At 70.0% G+C, this 15279-nt stretch carries 13 protein-coding genes; 5 read left to right on the forward strand and 8 right to left on the reverse strand.

The window, feature by feature from the left end:
* The first annotated feature begins 87 nt into the window (after positions 1-87).
* The 3 genes from E7T09_RS09175 to E7T09_RS09185 all read left to right on the forward strand — a co-directional run bounded on the left by E7T09_RS09175 (position 88) and on the right by E7T09_RS09185 (position 3188).
* Positions 88-963 (forward strand): aldo/keto reductase family oxidoreductase, encoded by an 876-nt coding sequence (locus E7T09_RS09175; RefSeq protein WP_136388863.1) that lies wholly within the window; start codon positions 88-90, stop codon positions 961-963.
* Between the two features lie 69 nt (positions 964-1032).
* Positions 1033-1833 (forward strand): hypothetical protein, encoded by an 801-nt coding sequence (locus E7T09_RS09180; RefSeq protein WP_205746969.1) that lies wholly within the window; start codon positions 1033-1035, stop codon positions 1831-1833.
* A 194-nt stretch (positions 1834-2027) separates the two neighbouring features.
* Positions 2028-3188, forward strand: a complete 1161-nt coding sequence (locus tag E7T09_RS09185) for an MFS transporter (RefSeq protein ID WP_168734777.1) — start codon at positions 2028-2030, stop codon at positions 3186-3188.
* Between the two features lie 181 nt (positions 3189-3369).
* Here the strand turns inward: E7T09_RS09185 and E7T09_RS09190 are convergent, their stop codons facing one another.
* The 3 genes from E7T09_RS09190 to E7T09_RS09200 form a co-directional block, all read right to left on the reverse strand.
* Entirely contained in the window at positions 3370-4386 is a 1017-nt protein-coding gene (locus E7T09_RS09190; RefSeq protein WP_136388866.1) for an NADP-dependent oxidoreductase, read from the reverse strand.
* Positions 4387-4452: 66 nt separating this feature from the next.
* On the reverse strand, positions 4453-4953 hold the full coding sequence (locus E7T09_RS09195; protein WP_136388867.1) for a nucleoside deaminase: 501 nt from the start codon (positions 4951-4953) through the stop codon (positions 4453-4455).
* A gap of 1 nt (position 4954) precedes the next feature.
* Entirely contained in the window at positions 4955-6124 is a 1170-nt protein-coding gene (locus E7T09_RS09200; RefSeq protein ID WP_136388868.1) for a BMP family ABC transporter substrate-binding protein, read from the reverse strand.
* A 230-nt stretch (positions 6125-6354) separates the two neighbouring features.
* Between E7T09_RS09200 and E7T09_RS09205 the strand changes: the two genes are divergently transcribed.
* Both E7T09_RS09205 and E7T09_RS22225 read left to right on the forward strand, forming a co-directional pair.
* Positions 6355-8472, forward strand: a complete 2118-nt coding sequence (locus E7T09_RS09205) for a molybdopterin-dependent oxidoreductase (protein WP_136388869.1) — start codon at positions 6355-6357, stop codon at positions 8470-8472.
* A 153-nt stretch (positions 8473-8625) separates the two neighbouring features.
* A complete protein-coding gene (locus tag E7T09_RS22225; RefSeq protein ID WP_240741705.1) occupies positions 8626-9009 on the forward strand; it encodes a plastocyanin/azurin family copper-binding protein in 384 nt (127 codons plus the stop codon).
* A gap of 43 nt (positions 9010-9052) precedes the next feature.
* On the opposite strand, the gene guaD is transcribed toward E7T09_RS22225, so the two are convergent.
* From guaD to E7T09_RS09235, 5 genes are read right to left on the reverse strand one after another with little or no spacing between them, the layout of a single operon-like run.
* Positions 9053-10357, reverse strand: a complete 1305-nt coding sequence (guaD, locus tag E7T09_RS09215) for a guanine deaminase (protein ID WP_136388870.1) — start codon at positions 10355-10357, stop codon at positions 9053-9055.
* Positions 10354-11199 (reverse strand): xanthine dehydrogenase accessory protein XdhC, encoded by an 846-nt coding sequence (gene xdhC / locus E7T09_RS09220; protein WP_136388871.1) that lies wholly within the window; start codon positions 11197-11199, stop codon positions 10354-10356. The genes guaD and xdhC overlap by 4 nt, the downstream gene beginning before the upstream one ends.
* Positions 11196-11402: a hypothetical protein gene (locus tag E7T09_RS09225; protein ID WP_136388872.1), complete on the reverse strand. Its 207-nt coding sequence runs from the start codon at positions 11400-11402 to the stop codon at positions 11196-11198. Before E7T09_RS09225 ends, xdhC begins: the two co-directional genes overlap by 4 nt.
* The gene (gene xdhB, locus E7T09_RS09230) at positions 11395-13746 is read right to left on the reverse strand and encodes a xanthine dehydrogenase molybdopterin binding subunit (RefSeq protein ID WP_136388873.1); all 2352 of its coding nucleotides are present in this window, start codon (positions 13744-13746) and stop codon (positions 11395-11397) included. The genes E7T09_RS09225 and xdhB overlap by 8 nt, the downstream gene beginning before the upstream one ends.
* Positions 13743-15200, reverse strand: coding sequence for a xanthine dehydrogenase small subunit (locus E7T09_RS09235; RefSeq protein WP_136388874.1), 1458 nt, complete (start codon positions 15198-15200; stop codon positions 13743-13745). Before E7T09_RS09235 ends, xdhB begins: the two co-directional genes overlap by 4 nt.
* Between the last annotated feature and the right edge of the window lie 79 nt (positions 15201-15279).

Below are 15279 nucleotides of genomic sequence, written 5' to 3' on the forward strand. Positions count from 1 at the left end.
AAACGCTATCACCTTGACATATCGGTATTACCGGGAATATGTTAGCGGCGCAAACAGATCCCGACCCCTGCTCAAGGAGACCCCACCATGACCACCCCCACCCTCCCCGACACCTATCGCCTCGGCGACCGCTCCGTGCGGCGGCTCGGCTACGGCGCCATGCAGCTGGCCGGCCCCGGCGTCTTCGGACCGCCGCGCGACCCCGACGCTGCCCGCGCGGTGCTGCGAGAAGCGCTGGATCTCGGTATCAACCACATCGACACCAGCGATTTCTACGGCCCCCACGTCACGAATCAGTTGATCCGCGAGGCGCTCCATCCGTACCCGGATGGGCTGGTGCTCGTCACCAAAGTCGGGGCCCGCCGCCCCGCCGACGGCTCCTGGGTGCCCGCCATGAGCGCGGCTGAATTGACCAGCGCGGTCCATGACAACCTCCGTAACCTCGGCGTGGACGCCCTGGACGTCGTGAATCTGCGCTCCATGGGCGACGGACATGGCCCCGCCGAGGGCTCCCTGGCCGAACCGCTCTCGACGCTGATCGACCTGAAGACCCAGGGCCTGATCCGCCACATCGGCCTGAGCACCGTCACGCCCGCCCAGGTGGCCGAGGCGCAGACCATGACCGAGATCGTGTGCGTCCAAAACCACTACAACGTGGCGACCCGACAGGACGACGCCCTCATTGACGACCTCGCCCGGCAGGGCGTCGCGTACGTGCCGTACTTCCCGCTGGGCGGCTTCACCCCCCTGCAGTCCACGGCCCTCGACGGGGTGGCGGCCACGCTGGGCGCCACGCCCATGCAGGTCGCCCTGGCCTGGCTGCTCCAGCGCGCTCCCAACCTGCTCCTGATTCCCGGGACGTCCTCGGTAGCGCACCTGCGCGAGAACGTAGCCGCCGCCACCCTGACGCTCCCCGAGGACGCCCTGTCCCAGCTCAACGCCATCGGCACGCCGCAGGCCTGATCCGCCGGGCGAGTCCTCCCTGACGGGTGGTTTCAGCTGGACGTGACTTTGGCCCGGCACCCTGGGTGGGTGACTGCCCGCGCTGCCCCGACCGCCGCTTCTTCCCCGGCTGGATTTCCGTTCAGTAAGGTGCCGCGCATCACGGCGGCCTTCTGGATCATCAAGGTGCTCACCACCGGCATGGGGGAGACCGCCTCCGACTTCCTGGCGCACCGGCTGGGGCCGGTTCCGGCCGTCGGCGTGACCGGCCTGCTGCTGCTGGCCGCGCTGGTCTGGCAGCTGTCATCCCCCTGCTACCGCGCGCCCGTCTACTGGACGGCCGTGGTCATGGTGAGTGTGTTCGGCACCGTGGCGGCGGACGTGGTGCACATCGGCCTGGGGGTGCCGTATCTGATCTCGACCGTCGCCTTCGCGCTGGTTCTCGCTGCGGTGTTCTGGCGGTGGCGCAGCCGGGAGGGCACCCTCTCGATCCACTCGATCCACACCCGGCCCCGCGAACTGTTCTACTGGCTGACGGTGCTGACCACCTTCGCGCTGGGAACGGCCGCCGGCGACATGACCGCCCGTACCCTGAACCTCGGCTGGCTGAATTCGGCAGTTCTCTTCGCGGCCCTGATGATGGTTCCGGTGCTGCTGCGCCGCCCGCTGGGCGAAGTCGCGACGTTCTGGATCGCGTACATCCTCACGCGGCCGCTCGGGGCGTCCGTGGCCGACTGGATGGCGGTGGGGCACGCTCAGGGCGGCCTGAACCTCGGCACCGGCCCGGTCACGCTGGGCTGGGGGGCCGTGATCATCGTGTTCGTCGCGGCGCTGGCTATCACGCGCCGCGACGTCGAGAACGGCACGGCAGGCGTGACGGCGGTGTCCTGACGCCGCTGCGGGGCCAAACGCGTGGCGCGAGCCGCCCCTGTCCTGTGTCCGACACACGCCATAGCCGCACAGACCGCGTTCCATTCTCCCTCTGCCTGTGATTTCGCCGGTCTGTGGCCGGACCGCACGTCCGTCCTGTGGAGGTTTCCTGTGATCACTCCGATTCAGCCCCCATCACGTCGCTGGCACGACCGGTGAAGCGCTGGAGCGTGCTGGCCGCCTACGCCCTCGTCACGGCCAGCACCCAGCTGCTGTGGATCACCTACGCGCCGATCACCAAGGAGAGCGCGGCCGCACTGCACACCACAGTGGAGAACGTGGGCTGGCTCTCGGCGATCTTCCAGCTGATCTACATCCTGCTGGCCCTGCCCGCCGGACGCTGGCTCGACCGACGCTTTCCGGCGGCGCTCGGAACCGGGGCCGTGCTGCTCGCCCTGGGCGCGCTCCTGCGCGTGATCGCGCCGCAGAGCTTCGCGCTGCAACTGGCCGGGCAGGTCGCGGTCGCCGTGGCCCAGCCCCTGGTGCTGGGCGCCCTGACGGGTCTCGGCACGCGGTACTTCCCGGCAGCGGAGCGGCCCACGGCCGTGGCCATCGGCAGTGCCAGCATCTTCGTCGGCATTCTGCTCGCCACCCTGAGTGGCCCCGCGCTGTACGCCGCAGGAGGCCTTGGGCGCGTGCTGCTGGTGCAGGCCATTCCGGCGCTGCTGGGCGCAGCGTGGCTGCTCGCGTCCCTGCGGACTCCCGCACCGTATCCGGCTCCCGCCGGAGAGGACGGCAGCCTGGCCTGGCTGCGCCGGGATCCGTTCATGTGGCGGCTGGGCGGGCTGCTGTTCCTGGGCTTCGGGATCTTCATCGCCCTGAGCACCTGGATGGAGGCCATCCTGGGGTTCTACGGGGTGACGTCGGTGATGAGCGGCACCCTGCTGGGCGTCATGGTCTTCGCGGGTATCCTCGGCTCGGCGCTGCTGCCGCCGCTGGTGGCCGCCCGTGACCAGCGGCGGCCCCTGATGGTCGTGGCCCTGCTGCTGTGCGGCGTGGCCCTGGCGGCCATCGCGTGGCGGCACGGCCTGCCGTGGCTGGGCGGGTGGCTGTTCGTGACCGGATTTTTCCTGCTGGCGACCCTGCCGGTGGTGCTGGAATGGGCAGAACGGCACGCCGGTCCGGCCCGCCAGGGCGCGGCGGTGGGCTTCCTGATGCTGCTCGGGAACGCCGGGGGCCTGGTGCTGGTACTGGTGGTGCAGGGCCTGATTGCCGGGCCGTCCAGGCCGCTGCTGGCGCTGGGCGTGGCCGTTCTGGTCGCGCTGCCCTTCGCGCTTGGTCTGCCCGGCCAGACGCGCGGCATTCGGGCCGCCTGAAAGGGAGTCCCGTTCATGCCTGCGGATCCAGGACACCATCGGAGCGATTCCGCGCCATGGCGGCGCAGGCCAGATGGCGCGGGATGGTCGAACTCCGCAGGGTAGTCCGGCAGGCACCGGTGTTGAGCGCCCTCCGGGGGTCGGCCGAGCGGAATCCGGTGGCCGTTCTATCGACGGGCGTTCAGAGCCTGACGATCATCTTGCCGGTATTCCCACCGCCCAGCAGATCCATGAAGGCGCGTGGCATGTGATCGAACCCGTCGACGACGGTTTCCTGGTAGTGCAGGTCACCGCTGGCGATCCAGCCGCCGACCTCACGGATGAATTCCTGGTAGTGCCGGGCATAGGTGCCCACGATGAATCCCTTGAGGGTCAACTGCTTGCCGATGGCCAGGGCGAGGTTGCGGGGGCCGGGAGCCGGCTGGGTGGCGTTGTAGGCGCTGATCGCTCCGCACAGGGCCGCGCGCCCGAATAGCCGCAGCGCCCCGATGGCCGCTTCCAGGTGCTCGCCGCCCACGTTATCGAAGTACACGTCAATGCCCTCCGGAGCGGCCGCCTTGAGCTGCGCGGCCACGGGGCCGTTTTTGTAGTTGAAGGCGGCGTCGAAGCGCAGTTCCCCGGTCAGCCACGCGGTCTTCTCGTCGGTGCCGGCGCTGCCGATCACGCGTGAGGCCCCCTTCAGACGGGCGATCTGTCCGACCACGCTGCCGACCGCGCCTGCAGCGCCCGACACGAACACCACGTCGCCCGGTTTGAAGGCGGCCACGTCCAGCAGGCCGGCGTAGGCCGTCAGGCCGGGCATGCCGAGCACGCCCAGGTAGGCGCTTGGTGACATGCCGGCGATGGCGTCTACCTTGCGGGCCTGGTTCTCGCTCAACAGGGCGTGCGTGCGCCAGCCCTGGTCGTGCAGTACCAGGTCGCCGGGCTGCAGCGCGTCGGTGCCGGAACGGAGCACCTCGCCCAGCGCGCCGCCCGTCATCGCTTCGTTCAGCGCGTAGGGCGGCGAGTAGGATTTCACGTCGTTCATGCGGCCGCGCATGTACGGATCGACGCTGAGGTACAGGTTGCGAACCAGCACCTGTCCGGGAGCCGGCGCCGCGAGTTCCCGCTGCACGAGCGCAAAATCGCTGTCCCTCGGAGCGCCGTCTGGCCGGGCTGCAAGCTGGAATTCACGGGAGGTGGTCGAGGTGGAGGTCATGAACCTATTCGGCACGCACCGGTGTGTGCAGAGTGTGAGATTGGCTGCGCTGCCCGGGCGACCCGCTCAGCTCCAGAAGCCCTCGTGTGCCTGGGCCGCCTCGTCCTCCAGCGTGGGGCCGATGATCTGCACGGTTCTCTGACCGTGTGCGAAGACCTCACGGCAGGGCAGGGCCAGCGTGGGGTTTTCCGGGTGGCTTCCCGTCAGGGTCAGCAAGCGCTGCTCGGACAGGGCGTACACGACCCGCCCCACGCCGCACCAGTACGCGGCTCCGGCGCACATCGCGCAGGGCTCCGCGCTGGTGTACAGCGTGCAGCGCCGCAGGTCGGCGGGGGCCAGGGCGCGGGCCGCCTGCGCCACGGCCACCAGTTCGGCATGACGGGTCGGATCGCCGTCCGGCGGCCTGGACTCGTTCATGGCCGTGGCGATTACCCGGCCGCCCTCGTCCACCACCAGCGCGGCGAAGGGATGACGGCCCCGGTCGCGGGCCTCCAGACTCAGGGCGATTGCCTGCCGCAAAAACAGCAGGTCATCGCCCGAGGGGGCCGGGGAGGACTCCCCGGTCATGTCACTTCTTGGGTTCGTCCGCGACCTGTCCGACCACGCCGGGTACCACCCAGGACATGGTGTTCAGGTCGGCGACGCTGATGACCTTCCCGGCCGGAATGCGCAGGATGCCATTGCGGTCCTTGATCGGGCCGGTGTACGGATCGAAGGTGGGCGTGGGCTTGTTCATGTCGGCCAGCACCTGCATCACGCGGTCGTACACGGTCACGGACTTGCCGCCAACCATCATCTTGGCGGCCTTGAGCTGCGGCACCCACTTGGGGTTCACGACCATGCCGTAATCCGCGCCGACCTCGACAGCGCCCTTGTTCAGCAGCCACCAGTAATCGACGTTCGCCAGGTTCTTGGTGGTGTACGTGCCGTCGTGCACTTTGGTCAGGAAGTCGATGTAGATCTTGTCCCAGTGCACCAGCTGCCCGGACACCGTGTAGTCCGGCGCGTACTTGATCATGGAGTTGTAGTGGCTGAAGCCCGGCAGTTTCTTGCTGGCGATCGTCTGGAGACCTGTGGCGCTGTCCTCGCTGCTGGTCAGGACGTCCGCACCGGCCGACACGAGGGCCTCGGCGGCCTCGCGGGCCTTGGTGGGGTCGAACCAGGAGTTGATCCAGGTGACGTTCACGTTCGCCTTGGGGTTCGCGGCGCGCACGCCCATGGCGAACCCGTTGAGGTGGCGTTTGAGTTCGGGGATCGGGAAGGTGCCCAGGAAGCCCACCTTGCCGGACTTGGTGAGCGCTCCGGCGATCAGGCCGTTGACGTAGAACACCTGATAGAAGTCCGCCATGTAGGTCGCCATGTTGGCATTGCGCTTGTAGCCGGCGTTGTGCGCGAAGATCACGTTCGGGTACTTCTTGGCGGCGGCCAGCGTGTCGTCCATGTAGCCGTAGCTGGTCGTGAAGATGACCTGGCACTTGTCGGCCACGAGCTTGTCGAGCACTGGCATGGCCTGGCCCTCCGCCACGCTCTCCACGGTCTTGGTCTCCAGCCAGGGCAGGGCCTTCTGCGCGATCAGGCGGCCCTGTTCGTGTGCGTAGGTCCAGCCGCCGTCACCGACGGGACCGGTGTACACGAAGCAGGCCTTGAGCTTCGCGGTGCCCTGCGCCTGGGCGGTGGGGGAGAGGGTCGTGGTGGTGCCGAGGAGCAGCGTGAGCGCAGCCATCAGGGATCGTTTCATGGAAGACCTCGTTGAGGAGTGGAGTACAGGAAGCAGCGCGACTGGACGGATGATGAACTATGTCTAAATCTACCGTTACAAACTGCTGGATGTATAGCCGAACGCACGCGGCAAGCAGCTGAACCGTGCAGGACGTCGGGCGATTGCGACACGTCAGTCCGGCGGCCCACCCCGTCCAATAGGCCGCTCCGCGCGTGACACACTGGAGTCACCATACTCCGGAGGTACCCATGACCCAGCCCGCCCTGCCCGCCGACGGCGTGTACTTCCGCGCCTGCAACCTCTGCGAGGCCATCTGCGGCCTGCAACTCACGGTCGAGGGGGGCCGCGTGACCGATGTGCGCGGCGATCCGGACGATCCCCTCAGCCACGGCCACCTCTGCCCCAAGGGCGCGGCGCTGCCCGACCTGCACGCGGATCCGGACCGCCTCAAGCGTCCCCTGCGCCGCGTGGGTGACACCTGGGAGGACTTAGGCTGGGACGAGGCGCTCGATCTGGTGGCGACGCGCCTGAGGGCCATCCGTGACGAACACGGCCCGGACGCCGTGGCCAGCTTCCAGGGCAACCCCAGCGTGCACAACAGCGGCACGCTGCTCTCGGCCGGCAGTTTCCTGAAGGCCCTCGGCAGCCGCAACCGCTTCACGGCCACCAGCACGGATCAATTGCCACACCACTTCGCGGGCGCCGAGATGTTCGGCCACCCGCTGCTGCTGCCGATCCCGGACATCGACCGCACGGATTTTCTCCTGATGCTCGGCGCGAACCCCGCCGCCAGCAACGGCAGCATCATGACCGCGCCCGGCATGCGTGGTCGCCTGAAGGCCATCCGGGAGCGCGGCGGACGCGTGGTGCTGCTCGACCCGCGCCGCACCGAGAGCGCCGCGCTCGCCACCGAGTACCACGCCATCCGTCCCGGCACGGACGCGCTGCTGCTGCTGGGGATGTTGAACGTGATCTTCGTCGAGTTCCGGGAACGCCTGGGCCACCTGGAAGCCTTCACCGACGGCCTGGAGGCGCTGCGTCAGGCGGCGGCTCCTTATACCCCCGAGGCGGTCGCGCCGGTCACGGGCGTACCCGCCGACGCGATCCGCCGCCTCGCCCGGGACTTCGCGCAGTCGGAGCGCGCGGTCGCCTACGGACGCATCGGCCTGAGCGTGCAGGAGTTCGGCGGCCTGTCGCAGTGGCTGGTGAACGCCCTGAACGTCGTCACCGGGCACTTCGACACGCCGGGCGGCGCGATGTTCCCCCGGCCCGCCTTCGACCTGCTCCAGCGTGCGAAGAAGGGCGACGTCCACCACGGCCGCTTCACGTCCCGCGTGCGCGGCCTGCCGGAATTCGACCATGAACTCCCGAACGTCACCATGGCCGAGGAAATGCTCACCCCGGGATCGGGGCAGGTGCGCGCCCTGGTCACCATCGCCGGAAATCCGGTGCTGTCCACCCCGGACGGTGCGGGCCTCGACCGGGCGCTGCAGGGACTGGAGTTCATGGTCAGCATCGACCCCTACCTGAACGAGACGACCCGCCACGCGCACGTGATCCTGCCTCCTGCCACCGGTCTGGAGGTTGCGCATTACGACGTGATCTTCCATCACTTCGCGGTGCGCAACACGGCCCGCTACTCCGAACCGCTCCTTCCCATCGGCGACGACCAGCGCTTCGACCACCAGATCCTCGGCGGCCTGACGCAGCGCCTGACGGGCAAGGCAGGCAGTCCACCCGCGACCCGCCTCGACCTGGGCCTCCAGCACGGCCCGTACCGGACGTCGCTGGACGACCTGCGCCAGCACCCGCACGGCGTCGACTTTGGCCCCCTGACGCCCTGCCTGCCGGAGCGGCTGCTGACGGCCGACAGCCGCCTGAACCTCGCACCCGCCGCGATGCTCGCCGATCTGCCCCGGCTGCACGCCACCCTCAGCTTCCCCGTGCCACCCCTGGTGCTGATCGGCCGCCGCGACCTGCGCAGCAACAACTCCTGGATGCACAACACGCCCCGCCTGATGCGCGGCCCGTCCCGCTGCACGGTGCAGCTCAATCCCGCCGACGCGCCAGGGCTCGAACCCGGACAGGACGTCGTGATCCAGTCCAGGGTGGGCTCGATCACCGTGCCCCTGGAACTCACGGACGACGTCATGCCCGGCGTCGCCTGCCTGCCGCACGGCTTCGGGCATGGCCGCGCCGGGGTGAAGCTCAAGGTGGCGCGGGCGCACGCCGGGGCCAGTCTGAACGACCTGACCGATCCGGCGCGCGTGGACGTCCTGACCGGCAACGCGGCGCTGAGCGGCCTGCCCATCACCGTGCGGGCGGCCGTGCCCACCAGCGGGCACGAGGCCCTCCCGGCCGACTGAGCGAGGGACGTGCGGGTGCCTGCACCGGACGGGAGCTCAGACCTTAGTCCGTAGCGGCGTGCCGTGGCGGGGCGTGTAATGGGGGGGTCGGCCCCACTCCAATCCAGCAGGTTCGTCTGTGCGAACCCCTCTTCAGAGTTCACCAGGAGCGCCATGAACAAGCGAATGATCGTCGGTACGCTTTCCGGGCTGGCCCTGCTCGCCGTGGCCATGCCGTCTCATGCGCAGGACAGCACGCCCGCTCAGCCCACGGCCATCGCGCTCAAGCTCAGCGAGTGGACGATGGGCATGGACATGGCCCCCATGAAGGTCAAGGGCGCCGTGATGTTCAACGTGGAGAACGCGGGCAAGTTCCCCCACGCCCTGGCCATCGAGGGCAAGATCGGCGGTCAGGACTTCGAGATCTCCACGCCGGTGCTCAAACCCGGCGAGAAGACCACCCTGATGGTGAAGCTCCCGGCCGGCACGTACAACATCTACTGCCCGGTCGGCAAGCACGAGGCACAGGGCATGAAGGCCGATCTGGTCATCGAATAAGCGCCCTGACGCAGGCGGCCGCTCCGGACAGGGCGGCCGCCTGCTACGGTTGACGCCCGTACACCTCGTCGCCGCCGATCCACACGCGGGCGACATCGGCGGGCGTCCCGGTGGCGAAGGCGGCGGCCAGCGCGCGTTCAGGGGTATCGGTGTGACGGAAGACGGCGTCCAGGGTCGTCCCCGGCCGGGGAGAGAGGTGCACGGCGTCGAACTGCTGACCGACACTGAAATCACCGGTGACGCCATCCAGTCCGAGGGCCTCAGCTCCGGCCCGCGTGGCAAGGTACAGCAGGTGCGTGGGCGTTAGGGCCACCCCGTCCGGCATCAGGTTCTGCATGAACAGGGCCTGCAGGCCCTCTTTGAGCAGGGAGAAGCCCGTGCCGCCGCCCACGTCGCTGCCCAGCGACACGTGCACGCCCGCCTCCAGATGCCGCCTGAGCGGAAAGAAGCCGCTGCCCAGCGCGGCGTTGCTGCACGGGCAGTGTGCGGCCGTGCAGCGGTGCGCGGCCATCACGTCCAGCTCGCGGTCGCTGGGCCACACGTTGTGCGCCAGCACCGAGCGGCCGCCGACCAGACCGGCCCGTTCGTAGGTGTCGAGGTAATCGCGCGCGGCGGGGAACAGCCCACGCACAACCTCGATCTCACGGCTGTTCTCGTTGATGTGGCTGGTGAAGCGCACGTCCGGGAACTCGCGCATGAGCGCGCCGCACGCGTCGAGCATGCCCTCGGACGCCGACAGGCTGAAGCGCGGCGTCACGGCGTACTGGGCGCGGCCCACGCCATGCCAGCGTTCGATCAGCGCTCTGCCCTCGGTGTAGGCGCGTTCGGGCGTGGTGTGCAGATCATCGCGGAGCAGGCGGTCGCTGACGACCAGGCCGGTCACGGCGCGCAGGCCTACCCGGGCGGCCTCCTCGAAGAACACGTCCACGGCGCCCGCGAAGTGCGAGCCGAACACCAGCGCGGTCGTGGTGCCCGCTCCGATCAGGCCGCCCAGGAAGTCCCGCGCCACGCCACGCGCGTAGGTGAGGTCGGCCATGCGGACCTCCTCGGGCAGCGCGCACTGATCCAGCCAGTCGAGCAGCGGCAGGCCCAGACCACCGATCACGCGCACCTGCGGGTAGTGCACGTGCGTGTCGATGAAGCCCGGCAGCAGCAGGCCGCCGCGCAGGTCGGCGACCGGCACGTCAGGGTGCGCTCCACTCAGGGCCGCGTAGTCGCCGGAGGCACGGATGACGCCGTTCTCGACGAGCAGGCCACCGTCCGCCTCGGCATGCAGAGCGGCGGGATCGAGAAATGGACTGGTGGGGGTGTGCAGAACGCTGGCGCGGTACAGGGTGTGGGAGGTCACGGAATCCTTTGGGGAGACGAGGAGGAAACGGGCGCGGCGTCCAGCAGCGGCAGCAGTTGTGCGGCCACCGCCAGCGCGATCATGGCCGGCTGCTTGCGCTGCGGGCCGCCCGTGAGTGCGGGGAAGCCGATCGGGGACGTCACCCTGGCCAGGGCTTCCGGTGGATGCCCCAGGTCACGCAGCTGCCCCTGGAACCGCGCCCACTTGGCCGCAGATCCGATCAGTCCGGTGAAGCCCAGGTCGGATCGCCGCAGCGCCGCGTCGAGAAGGGCGGCGTCCTCGGCGTGGTCGTGCGTCATGACCAGCAGGTGCGTGCCTGGGGGCAGGTCTGCCAGGACCATCTCGGGAATGGGCGCGTGGTGGACGCGGACGCCCGCCTCGGCGTCGGCCAGCGGGGCCAGGCGCTCCGGCGTGAGCTGCGCCGCGCGGGAATCCACGAGATGCACCGTCACCGGCCAGCGGGCTAGCACCCGCGCGAGTTCCAGGCCGACATGCCCCACGCCGAAGATCGCGATGTGGGGACGGGCTGTGGCGAGCGGCTCGATCAGCAGCGTGACCTCACCGCCGCAGCACTGCCGCCCGTGATCGTTCGCGGCGTGGTCCGTGAGGCGCAGCGTGAGCAGTTCCGGCGTGCTGACCGCGCAGGCCAGCAGGGCGCGCGCGCGTTCCACCGCGGTCGCCTCCAGGTTGCCGCCACCGACAGAATCGAAGGTCTGATCCCGGGTCACGAGCATCTTCGCGCCCGCCTCGCGGGGCGTATGCCCGCGCGCCGCCGCCACCGTCACGAGCACGGCCGCCTCGCCGCGCCCGTACGCGGCGTTCAGGGCCTCACGCCAGGTCATGTGCGCACCGGCTGGATCTCTGCCGGGAACATCGGCTGCTCCGGCCCCCACTCGATCAGGGCAATCGCCTCGGCGTCCAGTTCCTCGAACTCCACGAGCGCCGGGCCGTCCAGCGGCAGGCCGCCGTGCAGCAGCGTTAGTTCGGCGGCGCTCAGCGCGTCGGCCGGGAGACTGCGGAGCCGGCACAGCACCGCGTCAGTCATCGGCCGCCACCTCCCGCTGCGCGCTCCGAGCGGCGTCGAGCGCCCAGTACACGGCCTCCGGCGTGGCGGGACTGCCCAGCAGCGTGACGCGTCCGGGCGGCCCGAAGGCCGCGCAGGCCTCGCGCAGCGCCTCGCGAACCGAGATCGCCAGCATCAGCGGCGGCTCGCCCACCGCCTTGCTGCCGTACACCACGCCGGTCTCCGTGGCGCGTTCCAGCAGGGCCACGTTGAATGCGTCCGGCAGTTCACTGAAGCTGGGGAGCTTGTACGTGCTGGCAGACTGCGTCTGGAGGCGTCCCCGGTTCGGGCCGCTGGACTCGTCCCAGCGCAGTTCCTCCAGCGTGAGCCAGCCGACGCCCTGAAGAAAGCCGCCCTCCACCTGCCCCAGGTCGATCAGCGGCGAGAGACTGTCGCCCACGTCGTGCAGCAGGTCGGCGCGGCGCACGCGGTACGCGCCGGTGAAGCCGTCCACCTCGACCTCCGACACCGAGGCGCCGTAACTGAAGTATTTGAACGGCTCACCCTGCATGGCGACCCGATCCCAGTGCAAGCCCGGCGTGCGGTAGAACCCGGCCGCCCACAGCGGTGTGCGGCGGTGGTACGCGTCATGCACGAGGGCCTTGAAGTCCAGGCCGCGCTCGGGGTGCCCGATCGGAAAGACGCGCCCGGCCTCGAAGCGCACATCGTCCGGGTGGACGCCCAGCGTGCCGGCCGCCACTTCCGAGAGACGCGCCCGGATCTGGTCGCAGGCGTCCTTGACCGCGCCGCCGTTCAGGTCGGCGCCGCTGCTGGCCGCCGTGGCGCTGGTGTTCGGCACCTTGTCGGTGCGGGTCGGCGCGAGGCGCACCGACGACAGGGGCACCCCCAGCGCCGTTCCCGCCACCTGGAGCATCTTGGTGTGCAGGCCCTGTCCCATCTCGGTGCCACCGTGGTTGATCAGCACCGAGCCGTCCTTGTACACGTGCACCAGCGCGCCCGCCTGGTTGTACGCCGTGAAGTTGAAGGCGATCCCGAACTTCACGGGTGTGACGCTCACCCCGCGCTTCACATGCGGGTGCGTGGCATTGAAGGTGGCGATCTCCTGCCGGCGCGCCTGGAAGTCGCTGCGGGTCAGCAGCTGCTCCCACAGGTCTGTCAGGCGCTCGGCGTGCCGCACCGGCTGCCCGTACGGGGTGGCCTCGCCCGGCCGGTAGAAGTTGCGCCGACGCAGCTCATGCGCGTCCACGCCCAGCAGCGGCGCGACCCGGCCGAGGATGTCCTCGGTGACCAGCATGCCCTGGGGGCCGCCGAAGCCCCGGAAGGCCGTCTGGGAGGTCTTGTTCGTTCGCGCGATCCGGCCGTGCGCCTCGACGTGCGGAATGAAGTACGCGTTGTCCACATGGCACAGTGCCCGGGCCATCACCGGTTCGGACAGGTCGAGACTCCACCCGCCGTCGCTGGTCAGCGTGACCTGGAGCGCCGTGAAGCGTCCGTCCGCATCGAACCCGGCCTTCCACACCGCGTGGAAGGGGTGGCGCTTGCCGGTCAGTGTCAAGTCGAGCGTGCGGTTCAAGCGCAGCCGTACGGGCCGCCCGGTCAGCGTCGCGCCCAGCGCGGCAATCGCGGCGTAGCCGTGCGGCTGCATCTCCTTGCCGCCGAAGCCGCCGCCCATCCGCAGGCACTGCACGGTCACGTGGCTCGAGGGCAGACCCAGCACATGCGCCGTAATCTCCTGCGTCTCGGTCGGGTGCTGCGTGCTCGACTGGATGAAGATCTGCCCGGCCTCGTCCACGTGCGCCAGGGCCGCGTGCGTCTCGAGGTAGAAATGCTCCTGCCCGCCGATGTCGAACTCGCCCTCGAAGACGTGCGCGGCCTGCGCGAAACCGACCTGCACCTCCCCGCGCCGCAGGGTGGACTGTGCTCCCTGAAAGGCACCCGCCTCGATGGCCTCCGGCACGGTGATGATGGAGGGCAGCGGTTCGTACTCGACCTTCACGGCCGCCGCCCCCAGCCGCGCCGCCTCCAGAGTCTCGCCCAGCACCCAGCAGACCGGATGGCCGTGGTACATGGCCTCGCACGGGAACAGCGGTTCGTCGCCCTTCACGCCCGCGTCGTTCACGCCGGGCACGTCGGCAGCGGTCAGGGCGCGGATCACACCCGGCACGGTCAGCGCGGCCGAGGCATCGACGGCCAGCACCGTGGCGTGGGCGTGCGGGGACTGCACCGGCCACGCGTGCAGCACCCCGCTGAGTCTCACCCCCAGGTCATCGGTGTACAGCGCGTGCCCGGTGACGTGCAGCGCGGCGCTCTCGTGCTCGATGGCCACGCCCACCGGCGCGTTCGCGGGTCGTTCGTGCAGGCTCATATGGGCACCTCCTCGCCCCGCGTCTCGAACCAGAATTTCAGCAGGCTCTGTTCCAGCATCGCGGCGCGGTAGGCGGCACTGGCCCGGTGGTCGTCCAGGGGCGTCCCCGCCCGACGCAGCACGCGGGCCGCCCGGCGCACCGTCGCCTCATTCCACGGCTGGCCTTCCAGCGCGGCCTCTGCCTCGTGCGCGCGCAGGGGCGTGGCCGCCACCCCACCCAGGCCGATTCTCGCGCGCGTGACCACGCCCTCCTGCACGTCCAGCGCGTAGCCGACGGCCACGCTGGAAATGTCGTCGAAGCGCCGCTTGGCGATCTTGTGGAAGGCGGTGAGGGGCGACAGCGGGCGTGGAATCCGCACCGCCGCGATCAGCTCGGCGGGCTGCCGCAGCGTCTGCCGGTACCCGGTGAAGAACTCGGCGAGCGCGACCTCGCGTGAGCCGTCCAGACCCGTCAGAACGACCGACGCGTCCAGCGCGAGCAGCGCGGGCGGACTGTCCCCGATGGGGGACGCCGTGCCCAGGTTCCCGCCGAGGGTCGCGGAGTTGCGGATCAGGCGGCTGGCGAATTGTGGGAACCAGCCGCTCAGCAGGGGCACGCGCCCGTCCAGTCGGCGCTCCAGCTCGCTCAGGCTCAGTCCGGCGCCGAGCATGATCGCGTCGTCATTCACCTCGAACCCCCGGAGTTCCGGCAGGTGGTCCACGGCAACGACCACGCTCGCCCGCGCGTGCCGCAGGTTCACGTCCACGTTCCAGTCGGTGCCCCCCGCGAGCACTTTCGCCTCCGGGTGGGCGGCCAGGAGGTCGAGCGCGTCCTGCAGGGTGGCGGGCCGGTGGAACTCGCCGTCGGCGGCCGTCACCCGCGTGGCCCGGCTCGCCGGGGCCGTCTGCAGGCGGCGGGCCGCCAGGGGATCGTCCACCGCCGGTGTGCCCAGCGCGCGTGCGGCGTCACCGATGGGGCGGTAGCCCGTGCAGCGACACAGGTTCCCGCTCAGGGCGTGAAGGTCGAAGCCGTTCGGGGCGCCATGCTGGCCGTCCTGGCGACCGGCGCGGTAATACTCGGCGGCCATGCTGACCACGAACCCTGGCGTGCAGTACCCGCATTGTGAACCACCGCGCACGGCCATCTCGCGCTGCGCGGGATGCAGCGCGGCAGGAGAGCCGAGGGCCTCGGCGGTCACGACCTCGGCGCCGTCCACCGCTGCCAACGTCATCAGGCAGGCGTTCACGCTGTCCCAGCGCGTTCCCCCCTGCCCGTCGTCCCGCGCGACGAGAACGGCGCAGGCGCCGCACTCCCCCTCGGCGCAGCCTTCCTTGCACCCGGTCAGGCCCTCGGAGCGCAGCCAGGCGAGCAAGGTCTCGTTCACGGCCGCCCCTGCCCGTCTGGGCGTGCCGTTGACTGTGATCGACAGGTTCTCCACCTTGGCTTCCCTCCGTGTCCACTGGGGACGAAACATCCGGCACGTCCGTCAGCCTGAACCCTTCAGGGACGGACGCATGGTTCACGCCGGACGCGGTGTCGGGGGCGGGCCACTG

Origin of the sequence: Deinococcus sp. KSM4-11 (assembly GCF_004801415.1) — a bacterium.
Classification (GTDB): domain Bacteria; phylum Deinococcota; class Deinococci; order Deinococcales; family Deinococcaceae; genus Deinococcus.

Coding starts and splice junctions, on each gene's coding strand:
- E7T09_RS09190 (WP_136388866.1), bottom strand. CDS start 4,386: ATGACCTCCACCTCGACCACCTCCCGTGAATTCCAGCTTGCAGCCCGG.
- E7T09_RS09205 (WP_136388869.1), top strand. CDS start 6,355: ATGACCCAGCCCGCCCTGCCCGCCGACGGCGTGTACTTCCGCGCCTGC.
- E7T09_RS22225 (WP_240741705.1), top strand. CDS start 8,626: ATGAACAAGCGAATGATCGTCGGTACGCTTTCCGGGCTGGCCCTGCTC.
- xdhB (WP_136388873.1), bottom strand. CDS start 13,746: ATGAGCCTGCACGAACGACCCGCGAACGCGCCGGTGGGCGTGGCCATC.
- E7T09_RS09175 (WP_136388863.1), top strand. CDS start 88: ATGACCACCCCCACCCTCCCCGACACCTATCGCCTCGGCGACCGCTCC.
- xdhC (WP_136388871.1), bottom strand. CDS start 11,199: ATGACCTGGCGTGAGGCCCTGAACGCCGCGTACGGGCGCGGCGAGGCG.
- E7T09_RS09195 (WP_136388867.1), bottom strand. CDS start 4,953: ATGACCGGGGAGTCCTCCCCGGCCCCCTCGGGCGATGACCTGCTGTTT.
- E7T09_RS09235 (WP_136388874.1), bottom strand. CDS start 15,200: ATGTTTCGTCCCCAGTGGACACGGAGGGAAGCCAAGGTGGAGAACCTG.
- E7T09_RS09200 (WP_136388868.1), bottom strand. CDS start 6,124: ATGAAACGATCCCTGATGGCTGCGCTCACGCTGCTCCTCGGCACCACC.
- E7T09_RS09225 (WP_136388872.1), bottom strand. CDS start 11,402: ATGACTGACGCGGTGCTGTGCCGGCTCCGCAGTCTCCCGGCCGACGCG.